General features: G+C 62.6%; 17 protein-coding genes. 12 read left to right on the top strand and 5 right to left on the bottom strand.

Annotated elements, in window-relative coordinates:
• Positions 1-42: 42 nt before the first annotated feature.
• A complete protein-coding gene (locus tag BSU04_RS22130) occupies positions 43-1,212 on the bottom strand; it encodes a GTP-binding protein (RefSeq protein ID WP_089162618.1) in 1,170 nt (389 codons plus the stop codon).
• Between the two features lie 189 nt (positions 1,213-1,401).
• Positions 1,402-1,848 carry a lytic transglycosylase domain-containing protein gene (locus BSU04_RS22125; RefSeq protein WP_373452852.1) on the bottom strand — a complete coding sequence of 149 codons (447 nt, stop codon included), beginning with the start codon at positions 1,846-1,848 and terminating at the stop codon, positions 1,402-1,404.
• A 658-nt stretch (positions 1,849-2,506) separates the two neighbouring features.
• Here BSU04_RS22125 and gspD point away from each other — a divergent pair.
• The 12 genes from gspD (at position 2,507) to BSU04_RS22065 (ending at position 14,233) form a co-directional block, all read left to right on the top strand.
• A complete protein-coding gene (gspD, locus tag BSU04_RS22120) occupies positions 2,507-4,945 on the top strand; it encodes a type II secretion system secretin GspD (protein ID WP_089162616.1) in 2,439 nt (812 codons plus the stop codon).
• On the top strand, positions 4,942-6,429 hold the full coding sequence (gene gspE, locus BSU04_RS22115; RefSeq protein WP_089162615.1) for a type II secretion system ATPase GspE: 1,488 nt from the start codon (positions 4,942-4,944) through the stop codon (positions 6,427-6,429). Before gspD ends, gspE begins: the two co-directional genes overlap by 4 nt.
• 6 nt (positions 6,430-6,435) lie before the next feature.
• Entirely contained in the window at positions 6,436-7,653 is a 1,218-nt protein-coding gene (gspF, locus tag BSU04_RS22110; RefSeq protein WP_089162614.1) for a type II secretion system inner membrane protein GspF, read from the top strand.
• A 13-nt stretch (positions 7,654-7,666) separates the two neighbouring features.
• Entirely contained in the window at positions 7,667-8,080 is a 414-nt protein-coding gene (locus BSU04_RS22105; RefSeq protein ID WP_089162613.1) for a type II secretion system protein N, read from the top strand.
• 209 nt (positions 8,081-8,289) lie between these two features.
• The gene (gspG, locus tag BSU04_RS22100; RefSeq protein WP_089162628.1) at positions 8,290-8,775 is read left to right on the top strand and encodes a type II secretion system major pseudopilin GspG; all 486 of its coding nucleotides are present in this window, start codon (positions 8,290-8,292) and stop codon (positions 8,773-8,775) included.
• 49 nt (positions 8,776-8,824) lie between these two features.
• Entirely contained in the window at positions 8,825-9,331 is a 507-nt protein-coding gene (locus BSU04_RS22095) for a GspH/FimT family pseudopilin (protein WP_089162612.1), read from the top strand.
• Positions 9,331-9,747, top strand: coding sequence for a type II secretion system minor pseudopilin GspI (gspI, locus tag BSU04_RS22090; RefSeq protein WP_089162611.1), 417 nt, complete (start codon positions 9,331-9,333; stop codon positions 9,745-9,747). The genes BSU04_RS22095 and gspI overlap by 1 nt, the downstream gene beginning before the upstream one ends.
• Entirely contained in the window at positions 9,725-10,414 is a 690-nt protein-coding gene (locus BSU04_RS22085) for a PulJ/GspJ family protein (protein ID WP_089162610.1), read from the top strand. The genes gspI and BSU04_RS22085 overlap by 23 nt, the downstream gene beginning before the upstream one ends.
• 2 nt (positions 10,415-10,416) lie before the next feature.
• Positions 10,417-11,556, top strand: coding sequence for a type II secretion system minor pseudopilin GspK (gene gspK, locus BSU04_RS22080; protein ID WP_089162609.1), 1,140 nt, complete (start codon positions 10,417-10,419; stop codon positions 11,554-11,556).
• 87 nt (positions 11,557-11,643) lie between these two features.
• Positions 11,644-12,945 carry a type II secretion system protein GspL gene (gspL, locus tag BSU04_RS22075; protein ID WP_089162608.1) on the top strand — a complete coding sequence of 434 codons (1,302 nt, stop codon included), beginning with the start codon at positions 11,644-11,646 and terminating at the stop codon, positions 12,943-12,945.
• A complete protein-coding gene (gene gspM / locus BSU04_RS22070) occupies positions 12,942-13,445 on the top strand; it encodes a type II secretion system protein GspM (protein ID WP_089162607.1) in 504 nt (167 codons plus the stop codon). Before gspL ends, gspM begins: the two co-directional genes overlap by 4 nt.
• Positions 13,442-14,233 carry a type II secretion system protein N gene (locus tag BSU04_RS22065; RefSeq protein ID WP_089162606.1) on the top strand — a complete coding sequence of 264 codons (792 nt, stop codon included), beginning with the start codon at positions 13,442-13,444 and terminating at the stop codon, positions 14,231-14,233. The genes gspM and BSU04_RS22065 overlap by 4 nt, the downstream gene beginning before the upstream one ends.
• 76 nt (positions 14,234-14,309) lie before the next feature.
• On the opposite strand, the gene BSU04_RS22060 is transcribed toward BSU04_RS22065, so the two are convergent.
• The 3 genes from BSU04_RS22060 to BSU04_RS22050 all read right to left on the bottom strand — a co-directional run bounded on the left by BSU04_RS22060 (position 14,310) and on the right by BSU04_RS22050 (position 17,502).
• Positions 14,310-15,881, bottom strand: coding sequence for an efflux transporter outer membrane subunit (locus tag BSU04_RS22060; protein ID WP_089162605.1), 1,572 nt, complete (start codon positions 15,879-15,881; stop codon positions 14,310-14,312).
• A 259-nt stretch (positions 15,882-16,140) separates the two neighbouring features.
• A complete protein-coding gene (locus tag BSU04_RS22055) occupies positions 16,141-16,398 on the bottom strand; it encodes a hypothetical protein (protein ID WP_089162627.1) in 258 nt (85 codons plus the stop codon).
• 555 nt (positions 16,399-16,953) lie between these two features.
• Positions 16,954-17,502 (bottom strand): hypothetical protein, encoded by a 549-nt coding sequence (locus BSU04_RS22050; protein WP_089162626.1) that lies wholly within the window; start codon positions 17,500-17,502, stop codon positions 16,954-16,956.
• Positions 17,503-17,770: the final 268 nt, after the last annotated feature.

The following is a 17,770-nucleotide window of genomic DNA, read 5'->3' as shown; positions in this document are numbered from 1 at the left end:
TCGTTATGGGCCGGCGTTATTCGCTTGAGCGCCTGTGACAACCTAATGGCCGTGTCCGGGGGCACCGCAATCGCAGTCATCGCCATGGTCATGATGATCGTGGTCGTGGTCATCTTCATCCATCTCCCACGACGGGAACGGATCGGTCAACAATCCCTCCGACGCTTGAGTCCATTCATTATCGGTGACAAGACAGGCGTCGAAAGCCGCGCGCCAATGCGATTCGTCCAGGCCGGTTCCAATCAACGCCAGTTCTTGCCGCCGGTCGCCGATGGTCGTATCGTCGGCATCGCCGTACCAGTCCGCGGCAATTTCAGCTTCCAACTCCGCATCGCCCGTCGGCCATTCGCTGCGCTCTTGCGCGGCCCACCACATGCCCGCGGGACCATGCCGTAGCGCGCCACCGGCTTGCGACAACGAGCCGCCAATATCGCTGCGAGTCGCCAGCCAGAAAAAGCCCTTGCAACGCAACACATCCGGCCATTCCTGATGCACCAGCGCCCACAGCCGCTCGGGATGAAACGGCCGGCGCGCCCGATAAACAAAGCCACCAACGCCCAGGTCGTCGGCCGCCAAATCCGATGCCGAATCCGGATCGGCGTTCAACATCGCCAGCCAGCCGGGTGCGCTCGAGGTCGCGTCGAAGTCGAAGCGGTCCGTGTTCACCAACTCGCTTGCCGGCACCGCGCCTTGACGGGCATCGATCAGCTCGGCGCGCGGATTGAGCGCATGCAGGATGCGCCGGAGTTTGGCGAGCGCGTCGGTATCGACGAGATCTGTCTTGTTGATCACGATCACATCGCAGAACTCGATCTGCGCGATCAGCGCTTCCACGACCGTGCGGTCGTCGTGGCCATCGTGGTCCTGGCTTGCCATCCCGCGCTCGCTCAGCGAATCCGTCGACGCGTAATCGCGCGAAAAGCTTTGCGCATCGACGACGGTCACGATCGTGTCGAGGTGAGCGATGTCGTTATCGAAGACGAGGCTTTCGGCGATCAGCTGCGGGTCGTCGGTACCGGACGCTTCCACCACGATCGCGTCGAAGCGACCTGCAGCAGCAGCGCTGCTGATTTCACTCGACAGATCGTCGATCCTGCCGCGAACAACCGCGATGGACGTGCCGGCATGATGGGCGAGCAAATGGTCGAGCAGCGTGGTTTTGCCGACGCCTGGCAAACCGGCAAGCACGGTAACGGGCAGGGGCTGATTCATCGGGTTTGGCATCGAAAGAGGGCGCGAAGTCGCGCGAGCGGCCGCTAAAAACGGTGGCGCTTTCAAGAAAACCCGCCTCTGATAGTGGCGAGCTGGAACGCGGAATTGTGCATCAAACGCGGCTGGAACGCCGCGCCATGCGATGAAAAACAGAAGAAGCAGGATGAAACAAAGCGACCGGAACCTGAATCAGCGCGATGCCGTCAGCAGCTTCCACTTACCCAGGATGTTGATGATCTGCCTTGAGTACTGATCACGCAGCGACGGCGTTTCCGAATGGTAAGCGCCGACCGCCTGCCACGTGTTGCCATACTTGTTCATCTTCTGGCGCAAATGCCACGCGGCGATATAGACCGACTTGCACGGCTGCATCAGTGTGGTGGTCGAGATTCCGTACTGTGCGAGCTGCGTCAGGTGCACCGAATTGATCTGCATCAGACCATAGTCGATGGAACCGTTCGCGTTTTTGTTCATTGCGTCCGGCTGGTTGTGCGACTCCTGCCAGGCGATCGCTCGCAGGATGAGCGGGTTGACCTTCTGATACTTGGCGGCTTCGTCGAAGCAGTCGGCGTGCGCCGGCGCGGCTGCCAGTGAGGCGCCGAATCCGATCACAAAGAGTCGCAAAAACATTTTCATCATGTTGGGTACCACCTGATCGACGGTGCGTCTTGCACCCGCGGACCGCTGGGTGAAGGCACGACTTTCGGCAAAACCGGGTAACACCCGGTAAAACTAGGTAAGACTCTGTAAACACGGGAAAACCCACCCGCACTTTGCGCATCCAGCGCACCGAAGCGCTCGTATCATACCGGCAGACTATGGCGTTTTAAATTCGACCATCCGACATAGCCAAGGCATGTGACGCCAATTAATCTGAAAGGATTTCGAAAGTTGAGCTAACCGGACGTGTTTGCCTTTATAGGCTTATAAAATCAGGATGGCTCTACTGCACGGGCGAAGGCGAACAAATATGACAATTTCAACCTTTCCCTTATATAGAAAGGGGTGAGTAAGGGTCAATGCGAATATCGTTTTATCAGAAGATTTTTTTGAGACTTCTGGCGCTTTAGTATTTGAGGATCGTCGGCCAAGGATTAGTACTTTTGTGACAAACCTGACACGAAAAGCTGCTATGGTTCACGTTTTTGGGATATGGCATTGCCCGGGCATCGGCCCTGGAAACGTCTGTTTTAAGCCTTCGTGGTGTTGAAAGCGTCAAGAGACACGCAACACGACCGGCTTGCTACGACGTGATCAGCAGGTCTAGACATCACACTCCATGAGAAGAAAACGTATGGCATTGCGTCGCGCCGCGACGGCTTTGCTGGTGGCCGGTCTTGTCACCACGCAAATTGCGCACGCACAGGTGACACTGAATTTCGTCAATGCGGATATCGATCAGGTTGCGAAAGCGATCGGTGCCGCGACTGGAAAGACGATCATCGTCGACCCGCGTGTCAAAGGGCAATTGAATCTTGTATCGGAAAATCCGGTGCCAGAGGATCAGGCTTTGAAAACGCTGCAGTCGGCATTGAGAATGCAGGGCTTCGCACTCGTGCAAGATCACGGTGTGCTCAAAGTCGTGCCCGAAGCCGACGCCAAGCTTCAGGGCGTGCCGACCTACGTCGGCAATGCGCCCACCGCGAGAGGCGATCAGGTCATCACCCAGGTGTTCGAGCTGCACAACGAATCGGCCAACAACGTGTTGCCGGTCCTGCGTCCGCTGATCTCGCCGAACAACACGATCGCCGCCTACCCAGCGAACAACACGCTGGTCGTCACCGACTATGCCGACAACGTGCGGCGCATTGCGAGCATCATCGCGGGCATCGACACAGCGGCGGGCCGGCAGGTCGACGTGGTGCCGCTGAAGAACGCGAACGCGCTCGACGTTGCCGAGCAGCTCAACAAGCTGCTCGATCCGGGTTCAATCGGCAGCACCGACGCCACGCTGAAAGTCACCGTCACCGCCGATCCGCGCACCAACTCGCTGATGCTGCGCGCGTCCAGCGGCGCACGTCTCACGGCGGCGAAGCAGCTTGCACACAAGCTCGATGCGGCCACCACGCAGCCCGGCAACATGCATGTGGTCTCGCTGCGCAACGCCGACGCCTCGCGCCTCGCCAAAACCCTGCGCGCGATGATGGGCAAGGGTGGTGGCGATAGTTCGTCGTCGTCGTCATCGTCGGGATCGGGGTCGTCGAGCGGTTCGGGTTCGTTTGGCCAGGGCGGTGCTTCCGGCTCGTCCACCGGCAGCAGCGGCTTGCCGCCACTGCCGGGCGGACTTGGCAGCAGCAGTTCGTCGTCGGGCAGCAATCCGATGGGCGGCGGCGGCCAGAGCAAGGACTCCAGCTTCAGCAACAACAACGACAGCAGCGGTTCCAACGATCAGCCCGGCAACGGCATGATCCAGGCCGACACGGCCACCAACTCGTTGATCATTACCGCGTCTGACCCGGTGTATCGCAACTTGCGCGCGGTGATCGACCAGCTCGACGCCCGCCGCGCGCAGGTCTACATCGAAGCGCTGATCGTGGAGCTTTCCGCGACAACAGGCGCGAATCTCGGCATTCAGTGGCAAGGCGCGTTGCTTTCGCAAAGTGGCAACAACGGCATTTACGGCGGCTCGAACCTGGGCACGGGTACATCGAGCATCGTTGATTTGACGGCAGCCGGCGCCGCGGTCGCGAGCAATCCGTCGACGCTTGCGGGCCAGTCGAACATCCTCGCGCAGGGCCTGAACATCGGCCTGCTGCACAGGTTCGGCAACTTCTTCGGCCTGGGCGGTTTGCTCCAGGCGCTGTCGACGTCGTCGGATGCGAACATTCTGTCGACGCCTAACCTCATCACGCTGGATAACGAGGAAGCGAAGATCGTGGTCGGCCAGAACGTGCCGGTGGTGACGGGCTCCTACGCCACGCCGACTGCCAATACGGGCACGTCGGTCTCCGCATTCAATACGTTCGACCGGCGCGACGTGGGTGTGACGCTGCATGTGAAACCGCAGATCACGACGGGCGGCATCCTGAAGCTTCAGCTCTATCAGGAAGATTCAAGCGTCGATACCACCACGACCAACAATCCCGGCGGCGTGACGATCAACACGCGCTCGATCCAGTCGACCATCCTGGCGGACGATGGTGAAATCGTCGTGCTCGGCGGCTTGATGCAGGATCAGTATTCGACGAGCAACAGCAAAGTGCCGCTGCTCGGCGATATCCCGTGGATAGGCCAGTTGTTCCGCAGCGAAGCGAAGACTCGGACGAAGACCAACCTGATGGTGTTCCTGCGCCCGGTGATCGTGCGCGATCAGGCGACCAGCTCGCAGATCTCCAACGATCGCTACGATTACCTGCGCCAGCAGCAGTACAACTCCACCTCCGATAACCGCATCGAAAAGGACAAGGACGTGCCGGTCCTGCCGCCCGCGCCGATAGGCCCGAGCCAGGGCGGTATCCCGTCGCAGAATTTGTTCGACTTGAACAACATGTCACGTTCGCCGGCGCAAGGCGGCAGCACGACGTTGCCGCAGGCGCCGCCACCGAAGATGCAGGATCAGCAAGGGCAGTATCAAGGCCAGCAGCAGTACCAGACGGCGCAGCCGCCGGGCCAGTACCAGGGGCAAGGTCAGGGGCAATACCAGGGCCAGCCCGCGAACGTGAACAATTACGCTGTGCCGAATAACTCGGCGCCGGGCGTGCCGCTCAACGGCAACGCGGGAGCGAAGCCGTGAGCACGCTGAGCGCGTCCGTAGCCAACGTTGCCACGAGCACGCCCTCGCCGCTCGCGGCGCGGCTGATCCCGTACGCGTTTGCACGGACCGGTCAGATTCTGGTGGCGCACCAGCATGCGGACAGCATCGAAGTGTGGATCAGCGATAAAACCAGCGACGCGGCACTCGCCGAAGTTGCTCGCAATTTCGGCGCGCTTTCCATCGTGCGTTTGCCGGTGGCCGAACTGTCGGCTGCGATCAATTCGGCTTACTCACGCAATGACGGCAGCGCGGCGCAGGTCGTGGGCGAAGTGGAAGGCGAAGTCGATCTGTCGCGGCTGATGCAGGACATTCCCGAAATAGAGGATTTGCTCGAATCGGAAGACGATGCACCGATCATCCGCATGATCAACGCGTTGCTGACGCAGGCGGCGCGCGAACAGGCATCGGATATTCATATCGAACCGTTCGAGACGTCTTCGGTGGTGCGCTTTCGTGTCGATGGCACCTTGCGCGACGTCGTGCGCCCGAAGAAGGCGCTGCATGGCGCGCTGATCTCGCGTATCAAGATCATGGCGCAACTGGATATCGCGGAAAAGCGGTTGCCGCAGGATGGCCGCATCACGCTGCGCGTAGGCGGCAGGCCGGTGGACGTGCGTGTGTCCACGCTGCCGACCGGGCATGGCGAACGCGCGGTGCTGCGTTTGCTGGAAAAAGATGCGCAGCGGCTGAATCTCGAAACACTGGGCATGGCGCGCGATACGCTGGTTCACTTCGACAAACTGATCGGCCGCCCGCACGGCATCGTGCTGGTCACCGGTCCGACGGGTTCCGGCAAGACGACCACGCTCTATGCCGCGATGTCGCGGCTCGAAACTGCGACCACCAACATCATGACGGTGGAAGATCCGATCGAATACGACCTGGGCGGGATCGGTCAGACGCAGGTGAACGAGCGCATTGGCATGACCTTCGCGCGCGCGTTGCGATCCATTCTGCGGCAGGACCCGGACATCATCATGATCGGCGAAATCCGCGATCTCGAAACGGCGCAGATCGCGGTGCAGGCATCGTTGACCGGTCACCTCGTGCTGGCAACGCTGCACACGAACGACGCTGCATCCGCTGTCACGCGTCTTACCGACATGGGCGTCGAGCCGTATCTGCTTGCGTCGTCGTTGCTTGGCGTGCTGGCGCAGCGGCTGGTGCGGCAGTTGTGTCCGGTGTGCAAGGCGGAGAGTTCGGAAGACGGCCACATTCATTGGCGCGCGGTCGGCTGCGACAAGTGCGGCAACTCGGGTTATGCGGGACGCCGCGGCGTGTACGAACTGCTGCTGCTCGACGATCCCATCCGCGCGCTGATCCACCGGAATGCATCGGATGCCGAAATTTTGACGGCCGGCCGCGCGCAAGGAATGCGCACACTGCGCGAGGATGCAAACCGGTGGCTTGCGACGGGCGCAACGTCGCTGGAAGAAGTGCTGCGCGTGACGGGCGGAGATTAAACATCCATGCCGGCGTTTCGTTTCGAAGCAATCGATCAGGCGGGCAAGTCGCAGAAAGGCGTACTCGATGCCGACAGCGCCCGTGCCGCTCGCAGCCAACTCAGGACGCAGGGGCTGACGCCGCTGGTGGTCGAAGCGGCGGCGACGCGCACGCGGGGTGAGCGCAAGCAGCGGTTATCGATGGGAAAACGCTTGTCGCAACGCGAGCAGGCCATTCTCACGCGGCAAATCGCCAGCCTGCTGACAGCGGGTCTGCCGCTCGGCGAAACGCTTTCGGTGCTGACCGAGCAATCCGAGCGCGATTACGTTCGCGAGTTGATGGCCGCCATTCGTGGTGAAGTGCTTGGCGGCCATTCGTTCGCGAATGCATTGGCGGAACATCCGCGCGATTTCCCCGAGATCTATCGCGCGCTGGTGGCCGCCGGTGAACATACCGGCAAGCTTGGACTGGTGCTGTCGCGGCTCGCGGATTACATCGAGCAACGCAATGCGCTGAAGCAGAAGATCGTGCTCGCGTTCACCTATCCCGCGATCGTCACGTTGATCGCGTTCGGGATCGTCACGTTCCTGTTGAGTTACGTGGTGCCGCAAGTGGTGAACGTGTTCGCCAGCACGAAGCAGGCGCTGCCATTCCTCACCATCGCGATGATGGCGCTTTCCGGCTTCGTGCGGAACTGGTGGTGGGCAGGGCTGATCGGCGTGGCGCTGGTGAGCTGGATCATCAAGAGCCTGCTCGCGCGGCCCGGTCCGCGCATGGCGTTCGACCGTTGGCTGCTCACCGCGCCGCTGCTCGGCAAACTCGTGCGAGGTTATAACACCGTGCGTTTTGCCAGCACGCTCGCGATCCTGACGGCGGCGGGGGTGCCGATCCTGCGGGCGCTGCAAGCGGCGGGCGAAACGCTGAGCAACCGCGCGATGAGCGCGAATGTTGAAGACGCAATCATCCGTGTGCGCGAAGGCACGTCGCTGTCGCGCGCGCTCGGCAACACCCGGACGTTTCCGCCCGTGCTGGTGCATCTGATCCGCTCGGGCGAAGCCACCGGCGACGTCACCACCATGCTCGACCGTGCATCCGAAGGCGAATCGCGCGAACTCGAACGCCGCACGATGTTTCTCACGAGCCTGCTGGAACCGCTGCTGATCCTTGCGATGGGCGGCATTGTGCTAGTGATCGTGCTGGCGGTGATGCTGCCGATCATCGAATTGAATAATCTGGTGCAGTGAAGAAGCTCATCCCATGAATGCATTTCAGACCCGCCTGCTATCGCTCATTGCGTTCGCCATTTTTTGCGCGACGCTGACGTGGTGGGTCATCACGCTGACGACGAACCAGAGCGCGCCGTTGCCTGCGGCGGCGGCAGGGCGCGCGCCGTCGGTGGAACAGGCGGCGACGTTGTTCGGCGGGCAACTGCAGCACCAGGAGAACCAGGACGTGCACCTGTTCGGGATTCTCTCGCTGCAACACGGCGCGGCGGCGATCGTGAGCTACGGCGGCGAACCGGCGAAGGCGATCTCGCTCGGCGGCCCGTTGACGCCTGGCGTGACGATCAAGGAAGTGCGGGCGCGCTCGATCATCATCGATAGAAAGGGCAAACGCTCCGAAATATTCCTGCCGCCGAACGCGCCCGGCCCGACCATTTATGTGCGCTGAAGCCGCTCAGGATCAAACAGGATCTGACGGGCGCCGCTTACGAAGTGAAATCTGCCCAGGCCAGAGCTATAGAATGCTTGCCTGCCCGCAACGACCGTCGATTGTTCCGATGAATGGTCCATGGTCCGGTCAAGGGCGGCGGAGGGGCATCGAACATCATGTCGGGCCTGAGCGCTGTAACGACATCAATTGGAAAGGAAGATCAAGTCATGCAAATGTGGATGAAGCGCCGCTACGAACTCCAGACGGTGCAAGGTAGCCAGGGCACACCCGGCGCGCGTCGCCAGCGCGGGTTCACGCTGATCGAAATCATGGTCGTGATCGCGATTCTCGGCATTCTCGCCGCGTTGATCGTGCCTAAGATCATGAGCCGCCCGGACGAGGCGCGGCGTGTGGCGGCGAAGGCGGATATTGGCTCGATCATGCAGTCGCTGAATCTCTATCGACTCGATAACGGCCGCTATCCGACCCAGGAGCAGGGGCTGCGCGCACTGGTCGAGAAGCCGACCACCGAGCCGGTCCCGAATAACTGGAAAGGCGGCGGTTATATGGATCGCGTTCCAGTGGACCCGTGGGGCAAGGAATATCAATACCTGAATCCAGGCGTGCACGGCGAGGTGGACGTATTCAGCTACGGCGCGGACAGCAAACCGGGCGGCGAGGGCAACGACGCCGACATAGGCTCGTGGCAATAGGCCCTTTAGCCTCGTCTTGCCCCTTTGACAGAAGCCAATCGACGTGAACATGCAGCACAAGCCGGACTGTCCAGCACCCGAGGCGCCGCGCCGCGCGAAGGTGCGGCCGCAGGCCGGCTTTACGCTGCTGGAAATGCTGGTGGTGCTGGTGATCGCGGGATTGCTGGTGTCGCTGGCGTCGGTGAAACTCACGCGCAATCCGCGCACGGATCTGAACGAGGAAGCGCAGCGTCTCGCGCTCCTGTTCGAATCCGCCGGCGACGAAGCGCAGGTGCGGGCGCGTCCTATCGCGTGGCTGCCGCTCGACGGCGGTTTTCGCTTCGATATCCGCACGGAAGACGGCTGGCGTCCGTTGCGCGACGACCTGCTGCGCCCGCGCCGCTGGGAAGGCGGCGTGACCGGCGTGACGATCCAGTACGTCGGTACGGATCAGTCCGCGGGGCGGGTAGTGTTCGGCACTGAAGCTATCGATACCGCAATGGAAGTGACGCTCGTCTCGGCGTCGGGCAGCGTGACCATTGTCGGCACCGGCAACGGCCGTTATCAGGTGCGCTGATGCCAACGCTCGCGTCCAGCCGTTGTGAAGGCCTCAAACTCAACCGCACGCGCGGCTTCACCATGATCGAAGTGCTCGTCGCGCTGGCGATCATCGCAGTGGCGCTGGCGGCGTCGCTGCGGGCCGTGGGCGCGATGGCGACCGGCGAAGCCGATTTGCACCGGCGGCTGCTGGCCGGCTGGAGTGCCGATAACGAACTCGCGCAATTGCGTCTCACGCATACGTGGCCGGACATCGGTTCGCATACGTTTGATTGCTCGCAGGGCAATCTCAAGCTGGTTTGCACTGAACGCGTGTCGACGACGCCGAATCCAATTTTCCGGCGCGTGGAAGTCATCGTGGAGTCGCCTGGTATCGCCGGTAATCTCGCGCAAATGGTCATGGTGGTGGCGAATGAAACCAGCCGTTCGCTCTAGGCGTGACGTTCGCGGTGTCCGAGGCGCTCGCGGCTTTACGCTGATCGAGATGTTGGTCGCAATCGCGATCTTCGCGGTGATCGCGGTGCTGTCGTGGCGTGGGCTCGACCAGATCATGCGCGGCCGCACGACCATCACGAACGCGATGGAAGATGAACGCGTGATGGCGCAATTGTTCGACCAGATGCGCATCGATGCCCGCCAGGCCGCCACCGACGATGAAGCCGGCCAGGCGGCGGTGGCTGTCGGCGGGAATTCGCTGCAGATTGTTCGCGGTGTCTATACACAAGGCGCGGCGCCGCGCTTGCAGGTCGTGCGCTACCGGCTGGTCGGCGGCGGCCGGGTGGTGCGTTTCGCGTCGCCGCTGCTCGGCAATGTGGGTGACGTGCGGAGGGCTTTATCGGCGCCGGACAGTTCCGATGGCTGGACCGCGATCCCGCTGATGGGCGGCGTTTCGACCTTCGCCACGCGCGCCTACGTGCCCAAGACCGGCTGGACGATGCGCATGGGCGACGTCGCCGCGCAAATCACAGAAAACGACAACAACCTGAAAGTGCCGCAGCTTGGCAACGCGCCGTTGCCCCGCGCGGTGACCGCCGTCCAGATTGCGCTCGGCGCGCCCAATCTCGCGTCCCCGATCACGCGCGTGTTTTTGATCGGAGAATGACTATGCGTTCTTCATCGGTTCAGGCGAGACGGCTCAGGTCATCGAGACCTTCCAGGCATGGGCAACAGCGCGGCGTCGCGATCATCAGCGCGCTGCTGGTCGTGGCGTTGTCGGCGATCATCGTGTCGGGCTTGTTGTGGCGCCAGCAAGTGCAGGTCCGCCGCATCGAGAACCAGCGGCTGCTCGCGCAGGCGCAATGGATCTCGCGCAGCGCGCTCGACTGGACGCGGCTGATCCTGCGTTCCGAAGCCGATACCTCGCCGAATGTCACGTATCTAGGCGGCGTGTGGGGCGTGCCCATCGCAAGAACGCGGCTGTCGGACTTTCTCGGGCAGATTGGCGATGTGCGGGCGCAGCAGGGCGCATCCACGTATCTGTCGGGATCGATTGAAGACGCACAGGCCAAATTCAACCTGCGCAACCTGGTCTCCACGCCCACGCCTGGTTTGCTGATCATCAATGTGCAGGAGATCGCGTCGTTCCAGCGGCTGCTGACGCTGCTCGGGCTCGATGCGTCGCTCGCCAAGACCGTCGCGTTGCAGCTTCGCGCAGGACTGGCGCAATCGGCGACGCGGTTCCAGACGCAATCGACCACCGCCGCCGCGAACACCACGCCCGGCGCCATGCAGGCCGCGATCGCGCAGGGCGGCGGAACGGGCGGTGGCAATTTCACTGACGACCCCGGTCTCGCCGATGCGGACAGCAACGCGCCGGTCGCGCCGCTGCAGATGATCAACGTGGAATCGTTGCTCGATGTCCCCGGTTTTTCGCCGGAAGCCGTGGAGAAACTGCGGCCGTTCGTGATGGTGCTGCCGACCACGACGTCGGTCAACATGAATACCGCGACGGCGGAAGTGATCGCCGCGACCGTGCCCGGCATGTCGCTTTCGCAAGCGCAGACGCTTGTCGCGCGCCGCGAGACCGTGTTTTTCCACGATGTGGGCAACGTGCAGCTCGCGCTGACCGGCGCGGGTGTGAAAGTGGACGCAATCGATCCAAACCAGATGGACGTGACCACGAAGTATTTCCTGATCCACGGCCGCGTGCAGCATGAGCGGGCGGAAGTGGACCGGACGACTTTGCTGTATCGCGATCCGGCGACGCATACCACGCGTATTGTCTATGTACGCGACCAGCTTTGACGCGTTTGGACGGGTTTCATCGGAACGATGTCGTGGTACCCGCAGTACAGTAAATAACTTTCGACACAGAAAACAAGAGAGCGGCCTTTGAGCACATTGATCGTCCTACTGCCGCCGCGCGATCCGGCGGTGCGCTCCGAAGAGTGGAATTTGCCGGAGTTGCCGTTTTTGCTGCTCGACAAGCGCGACGTCACGCAGCGCGCCGGCCGCGCCGCGCTTTCGCTGCTGCCGCGTGCGAGCGCGACGGTGCTGATTGTCGCTGCGCGCGACCTGCTGCTGACCGCCGCGCAAATGCCGCCGCTGAAAGGGCCGCGCTTGCGTCAGGCGTTGCCCAACGTGGTCGAGGATCAGCTGATCCAGGATCCGCAGACCTGCCATATCGCCGTCGATCCGGTCGCGCTCGCGAGCGGCCGGCGGGTGCTGGCGGTCATCGATCGCGGCTGGTTCCGCTTTGTGCTCGAGGCGTTTGCGAACGCGGGGCATCGGAATGTGAAGGCCGTGCCCGCCATGCGCTGCCTGCCGCTGCATGAGAGCGTCGCCGATACCCCGAATCCGTTCGTCGCGGGCATCCTGGGCGACGTACTGGCGACCGCCCCGATTTTGCTCGGCGGCGATACGCTCAGGCCGCCCGAGAGCGCTACGGCGCGCGTCGAGATCGCGATTGCGCGCGGCGAGCACGCCGCGCTGGGCGAAGGCCTGGCCATTCCCGCCGATGCCGTGACGTCCACGCTCAACGCACTTGCGGGCGCCCAGCCGATGACGCTGTACACCCTGCGCGACGTTCCCGGCGCCGAGCCCCGCCTGGCGTCGGCGCGGCCTGCGATTCCCGGCGCCGAGCCGCTGACGTTCGAAACGCTCGCACGCAACGCGCTCGCGAACCACTTTGACCTGTGCCAGTTCGAATTCGCCGCGCAGCCGTGGCGGCTCGACCGCGCGACCATGCGGCGCCTGAAGCTGCCGGTGGCGCTGCTGGCCGGGGCGCTGGTGGTATCGATGATCGGGATCAATATCCAGTGGATGCAGCTCGCCCGGCAACGCGACGCGATCAACGCGCAGATGACCGAAACGCTCCTCAACACGTTTCCGAAAACCACTGTCGTGCTGGATGCCCCCGACCAGATGTCGCGTCAGCTCGACCGCTTGCGGCTGGTGTCGGGGCAACTGTCGCCGTCTGATTTCCTCTCTCTAGCCGATGCCCTCGCCCGCGCGCTTGGGCCCATTCCGGTGAATGGGATCGCGGGGCTGGACTACCACGACAGACGCCTGGAGGTGACCTTCAAGCCGGAAACCAAGGTCGATCCTGGCTTGCAGAGACGATTGGGGGCAAATGGGCTGGCCGGTGGTATCGACAGCAATACCGGCAAGTGGACCATCAGGAGCGCCCAATGAAACAAGTCATCATCGACACCTGGGGCGAATTCTGGAACGCGCGTACCCAGCGCGAAAAAACCATCCTGATGTGGGGTGGTCTCGTGGTGGCTATTGCGATCGTGTATCTGGTCCTGTGGGCACCCGCGTATGAAGGGCGCGCGCGGCTTCGCAGCACGCTGCCCACCATGCAGCTTCAGCTCGCGCAGATGACCGCACAAGCCAACGAGGCGCGCTCGCTGGCAGGCGGCGGGCAGGGCGTCACGCCAACCGGCGGCGCGTTGCGCGACGCACTGGAGAAGTCTCTCGCCGACAACAACTTGCCCCCCGCGCAGGTCCAGGTGGTCGGCTCGGGCGTGCAGATCCAGCTGAAGAACGCGTCGTTCCCGGAATGGACGGTGTGGCTCGACAGCGTCAGGAAGCAATTCAAGGTGCAGGTCAGCGAGGCGCATATCACGGCGCTCAAACCTGACGGCCAGGTGGATCTGACGGCCTCGCTGCAACCGGCCCAGGCGCAATGAACTACGGCATGCGGCGGCTCCTCGCGGCTTGGCCGTGGATCGTGATGGCGGGGATATCGATGGTCGTGACGCTGGCCATCATGTTGCCGGCCGCCTGGATCGTGCCGCAATTCGCGAAATCGACGGACGGCCATGTGAATCTCGTCGACCCGGCCGGCTCGCTCTGGAAGGGCTCGGCCACGCTGATGCTGGCGACTGGCGGCGGCGCGAGCGGTGCCGACGGCGCGACGTTGCTGCCGGGACGGATCGAATGGCGCACGGCCTTCTGGCCCTTGTTCACCGGCCGCGTGCACATGGAGATGCGCCAGACGGACTCCATGCCGGACTCGGTTTTCGTCGACGCCGGTCTTTCCGGCTCAACAGTCTCAGCGGGTGCGATTGCCGTGCCGGCAAGCTTGCTCTCGGGCCTGGGCGCACCGTTCAACACGCTCAACATGGAAGGCAATGTGCGGCTGAACTGGACCGAATGGCGGATGCTTGGCCCCAACACCTACGGGCAGGCGATCGTGACGCTCGACGACATGGCGTCCAGCGTGTCGCGCGTGAAGCCGCTGGGGTCGTATCGCGTGGTGTTTCAGGCGGAAGGCCAGGCGGGGACGATCAACCTGACGACGACGTCGCAAGGGCCATTGTTGCTAAGCGGACAAGGGACGGTGTCGAAGACATCGACCACGTTCAACGGCGTGGCGACGGCCACACCGGATGCACGCGAAAATCTGGCGGGATTGTTGAATCTGCTGGGAAGGCATACGGGACCGGATTCCGTCGAGCTCACCTTCGCTCGATAAAGCCAGGCGCTTCGCTGCCGCGTTCAGTGCTTCGTACGGAGATAAGGGCCCCGGGGCATCCTTGCCCCGGCGAGTCTTACTCTTTGGCCGTGCCGCCGTTGGTGGCCGCAACCGTCGACGAATCCTGCGCGGGAGTCAACGCAGCGTTCGACCCTTTCACCACAGCCGCGCTCGCAGGAACCGGCGCCGCTGCGCTGCCGGTTTCCTGATCCATTTGCGCCGTGTCCCAGCCGCCACCGAGCGCCTTGATCAACCCTACCGACGACACCATCCGTTCCCCGGCGATATTCGCCAGCTTCTGCTCCGCAGTGAACGCCGTCGTCTGCGCGGTGAGCACGTTGATGAACCCGACCGTGCCCGACTTGTACTGATTGGTCACAATAGCCAGCGCTTGCTGCGCCGACGCCACCGCTTGCTGCTGGATCCCGATCTCGTTCGCGAGAATTCTCTGCGACGCCAGATTGTCCTCGACGTCCTGGAACGCGGTCAGCACGGTTTGCCGATACGTCGCCACGGCCGAGTCATACGACGCGCGCGCCGCTTCGGTCTGGGCGGCGCGCAAGCCGCCATCGAAAATGGTCGCCGCGAGATCCGGCCCGAGCGTCCAGAAGCGCGATGGCGCGCTCAGCAATTGCGAGAATATCGAGCTTTGGAAACCGCCGCTTGCCGACAGGGTCAGCGTGGGGAAAAACGCCGCAATTGCCACGCCGATCTGTTCGTTCGCTTGCGCCGCCTTGCGCTCGGCCGACGCGATGTCCGGCCGCCGTTCGAGGATGGCAGACGGCACTTGCAGCGGCACGTCGGGCGGTGTGGCGTCCAGCGGCGATGAGGCGAGGGAGAACGTCGACGCCGGCTGGCCGACCAGCACGGCGATGGCGTGCTCGTATTGCGCGCGGGCGACGCTGTTATCGATTGCCGACGCTTGTGCCGATTGCAACTGCGTCTGCGCCTGGATCACATCCGAGCGGGCGGCCGTGCCTTGTGCGTACTGGTTCTGCGTGAGTTGCAGCGTGCGCTGATAGGCGGCGACGGTGTCGTCGAGGAGCTTTTGCTGCGCGTCCAGCGAACGCAACTGGAAGTAGGTTTGCGCGAGCGAGCCCTGCGCCGAGAGCCGTGCGTTGGCGAGATCGGCCGCTGCGCTTTGTTCACCGGCGCGCTGCGCGCCGACCGTGCGGCTGACGGTGCCCCACAAATCCGGTTCCCACGATGCATCGAGGGAAAGATCGTAGTTATTGTTGATCGAACCACCGGTGGAAATCGACCCGCTCGAGCGGCTGGAGGAACCTGCCCGAGAGCCCGTCGCCGATAACCCCAAAGTCGGGAAATACGCGGCGCGCGCCTCCGAGACCAGCGCCCGGGCCTGCCGGTAAGCCGCCGCGTATTGCGCGATAGTTTGGTTCGACGTGTTCAGCCGCGTTTCGAGGTCATTCAGCTGGGGGTCGTTATAAATCGCCCACCAGTTTCCACGATCCACCCGGTCCGAAGGCTGCGCAACTTTCCAGCCCTCTGGCGCTTCTTTGTACGATGCGGGAACGGCGGTGTCGGGGCGTTTGTAGTTCGGACCGACGGCGCAACCGGCCATGGTCAGTGCCAGTGCGAGGACGATAGCGGACTTGCGAGGAAAGACGGGTATTCGGTTGAACGGCATCTGCTCTGGATTCCTGTCGGAAGTTGCGCGTGCTCCGACGCAATGCGGCGCGAAGCGTTTCGTGCAACCGGTCCGAAATGGTAACTGAACGCGCGCGTAGGGCGGGCGTCGGGCAGGCGTTAGGGTAACGGTTTGAAAGGAATGTGGGTGTTACCCGCCGCGCGGATTCGGTTACGGGTCGTTACGCAACACGCAGGCATTGCGGAAGTTGCGCAATGACGCGCCAGCAGCGGACGCGCCAGCAGCGGCGTCCAGGGTCTCAGGCGTCGCAGTGTTTCGGGCGGCAGAGTAGCGGGGTCTTGACGGGCGCGGGATCGGCAGGCTTGCGCGTGCGCCGGTTTTCGAACCACGCGGCACCCAATACGACAAACGATCCGCCCGGCAGCAAGAACACGATCACGTACAGCGCCAGCTTCCATGAGCTTAAATTCGGCGGCAGGACATGCAGCAAGGCGGCAGTTATCGAATGGCCGAAGCGTCGGCCGAGGAGGCGGGTGGTTTGGGTAGCGCGGTTCATCGGGTAAATCCATTTACGCATCGAAAGGTTCGATGCTTTCAGTCGGTCAGAACATGGTCTCGGGTGGCGCCTTAGCGCGTAACTCGTTGCTTAGAATAATATTGACTATGCAATTGATTTTCAAGATGCATTCCTTAGCAAATTTTGACGGTGTTGTTTTTAAGTCGCGATCTTGGGCCTGAGGGGCGTGGGCGAACACTGCATGGAAGAACGGAACAGTTTGTCCCCGGTTTGAGCCCTTCGACGAAGACGCGGTGCGGGCGGTGCAGGCAGCTTCGACTTACTTTCAGCTTGACGATTCGAGCTTGTATCGCGAGGCCGAGGCGTTCCAGCGATCGCCCGAACAGGCAAAATACAGCTCATTCCCTCGTCAAATTAAAACAATGCCTATGCAAGGGTTTTAGCTATCGAATCGATAGTAGCGGCCTGTCGATGCACTAATTAGTAGGTAGCCGCCACATTCTCGTCGATTGCGGCCGCTTGGCAGATTGGAAAAGCGAAGGCCGCGTCTCCTTACGAGAACGCGGCCCTCTGCAATTAATAACGGATGGGAACCTACTGCGGCGTCAGGATCTGGCCAGATTGTCCCGGCTGATTCTCGAGCGTAGGGGGCATCGGCTGGACGGGCAGGTTTTGCCGCATCGGCTGGGATGCTGGCGGGGCGGGAGAAACCGGCGGCAACGCATTGCCGGAGGCGGTCGCACCTCCCGGCGTGCCCATCTGCGATGGTCCGCCGCGCACAAATTGCTTGAAGTCCGCGCCAGCCTTCCACGGGTTCGGCTCGCAGCCGAGCATGTTGTCGCAATGGGCGGCGAAACCGATCGTTGCCGTCCCTTCGTTGCTCGGCGTCTTGGTGATCTGGTATGCAAGCGCGCGTTTGCCGCCGGATGGGCCGTCGGTCTGGATGATGGAATCCGTGACGGTCTGCAGCTTGTATTCGGAATGGTTGCTTACCCAAACTTGCGCCCGCGCCCACCACGCGTCGCATTCGGCCTTGTTCGTACACGTGAGCGGCGCTGTGGCCTGCTCCATGGTCTCGCCGGCAATCTGGCCGCTTGTCGAGCAGCCGGCCATCAGAGCAATTGCTGCCACCACCGAACTCATCGACGCCGTCTTGGTCAGGCTCGTGCATCTCAACAGGGTTTTTCTCATTTTTCTTCCTCTCCTTGATGTGTGTCCAGGCTGGCCGATCGTGCCCGGCCAGCCGCCAATCAGTCTGGTTTAGCTGATACGACGCTATTTTCAGACCTGACCCGCGGACGAGCGTTTCCGCGCGTTGCGCACTGTTGCAAAACAAGTAAGGGTTGCCGCTGCTGAGGCTGTGCGGCGAGGAAAAAGCTGCTGGATTGCGGAGGGCGCCGGCGTTGAAGCC

Source organism: Caballeronia sordidicola, assembly GCF_002220365.1.
Taxonomy (GTDB): domain Bacteria; phylum Pseudomonadota; class Gammaproteobacteria; order Burkholderiales; family Burkholderiaceae; genus Caballeronia; species Caballeronia sordidicola_C.
The sequence above is the reverse complement of the archived record's forward strand: the minus strand, read 5'-3'. Positions and strand labels throughout refer to the sequence as shown.

Bases quoted from the DNA above. Each gene is read 5' to 3' on its own strand.
- gspF (WP_089162614.1), top strand. From the start codon at position 6,436: ATGCCGGCGTTTCGTTTCGAAGCAATCGATCAGGCGGGCAAGTCGCAG.
- gspI (WP_089162611.1), top strand. From the start codon at position 9,331: ATGCCAACGCTCGCGTCCAGCCGTTGTGAAGGCCTCAAACTCAACCGC.
- gspG (WP_089162628.1), top strand. From the start codon at position 8,290: ATGCAAATGTGGATGAAGCGCCGCTACGAACTCCAGACGGTGCAAGGT.
- BSU04_RS22085 (WP_089162610.1), top strand. From the start codon at position 9,725: ATGAAACCAGCCGTTCGCTCTAGGCGTGACGTTCGCGGTGTCCGAGGC.
- BSU04_RS22105 (WP_089162613.1), top strand. From the start codon at position 7,667: ATGAATGCATTTCAGACCCGCCTGCTATCGCTCATTGCGTTCGCCATT.
- gspM (WP_089162607.1), top strand. From the start codon at position 12,942: ATGAAACAAGTCATCATCGACACCTGGGGCGAATTCTGGAACGCGCGT.
- BSU04_RS22125 (WP_373452852.1), bottom strand. From the start codon at position 1,848: ATGAAAATGTTTTTGCGACTCTTTGTGATCGGATTCGGCGCCTCACTG.
- BSU04_RS22130 (WP_089162618.1), bottom strand. From the start codon at position 1,212: ATGAATCAGCCCCTGCCCGTTACCGTGCTTGCCGGTTTGCCAGGCGTC.
- BSU04_RS22065 (WP_089162606.1), top strand. From the start codon at position 13,442: ATGAACTACGGCATGCGGCGGCTCCTCGCGGCTTGGCCGTGGATCGTG.
- BSU04_RS22095 (WP_089162612.1), top strand. From the start codon at position 8,825: ATGCAGCACAAGCCGGACTGTCCAGCACCCGAGGCGCCGCGCCGCGCG.
- BSU04_RS22055 (WP_089162627.1), bottom strand. From the start codon at position 16,398: ATGAACCGCGCTACCCAAACCACCCGCCTCCTCGGCCGACGCTTCGGC.
- BSU04_RS22060 (WP_089162605.1), bottom strand. From the start codon at position 15,881: ATGCCGTTCAACCGAATACCCGTCTTTCCTCGCAAGTCCGCTATCGTC.
- gspD (WP_089162616.1), top strand. From the start codon at position 2,507: ATGGCATTGCGTCGCGCCGCGACGGCTTTGCTGGTGGCCGGTCTTGTC.
- gspK (WP_089162609.1), top strand. From the start codon at position 10,417: ATGCGTTCTTCATCGGTTCAGGCGAGACGGCTCAGGTCATCGAGACCT.
- BSU04_RS22050 (WP_089162626.1), bottom strand. From the start codon at position 17,502: ATGAGTTCGGTGGTGGCAGCAATTGCTCTGATGGCCGGCTGCTCGACA.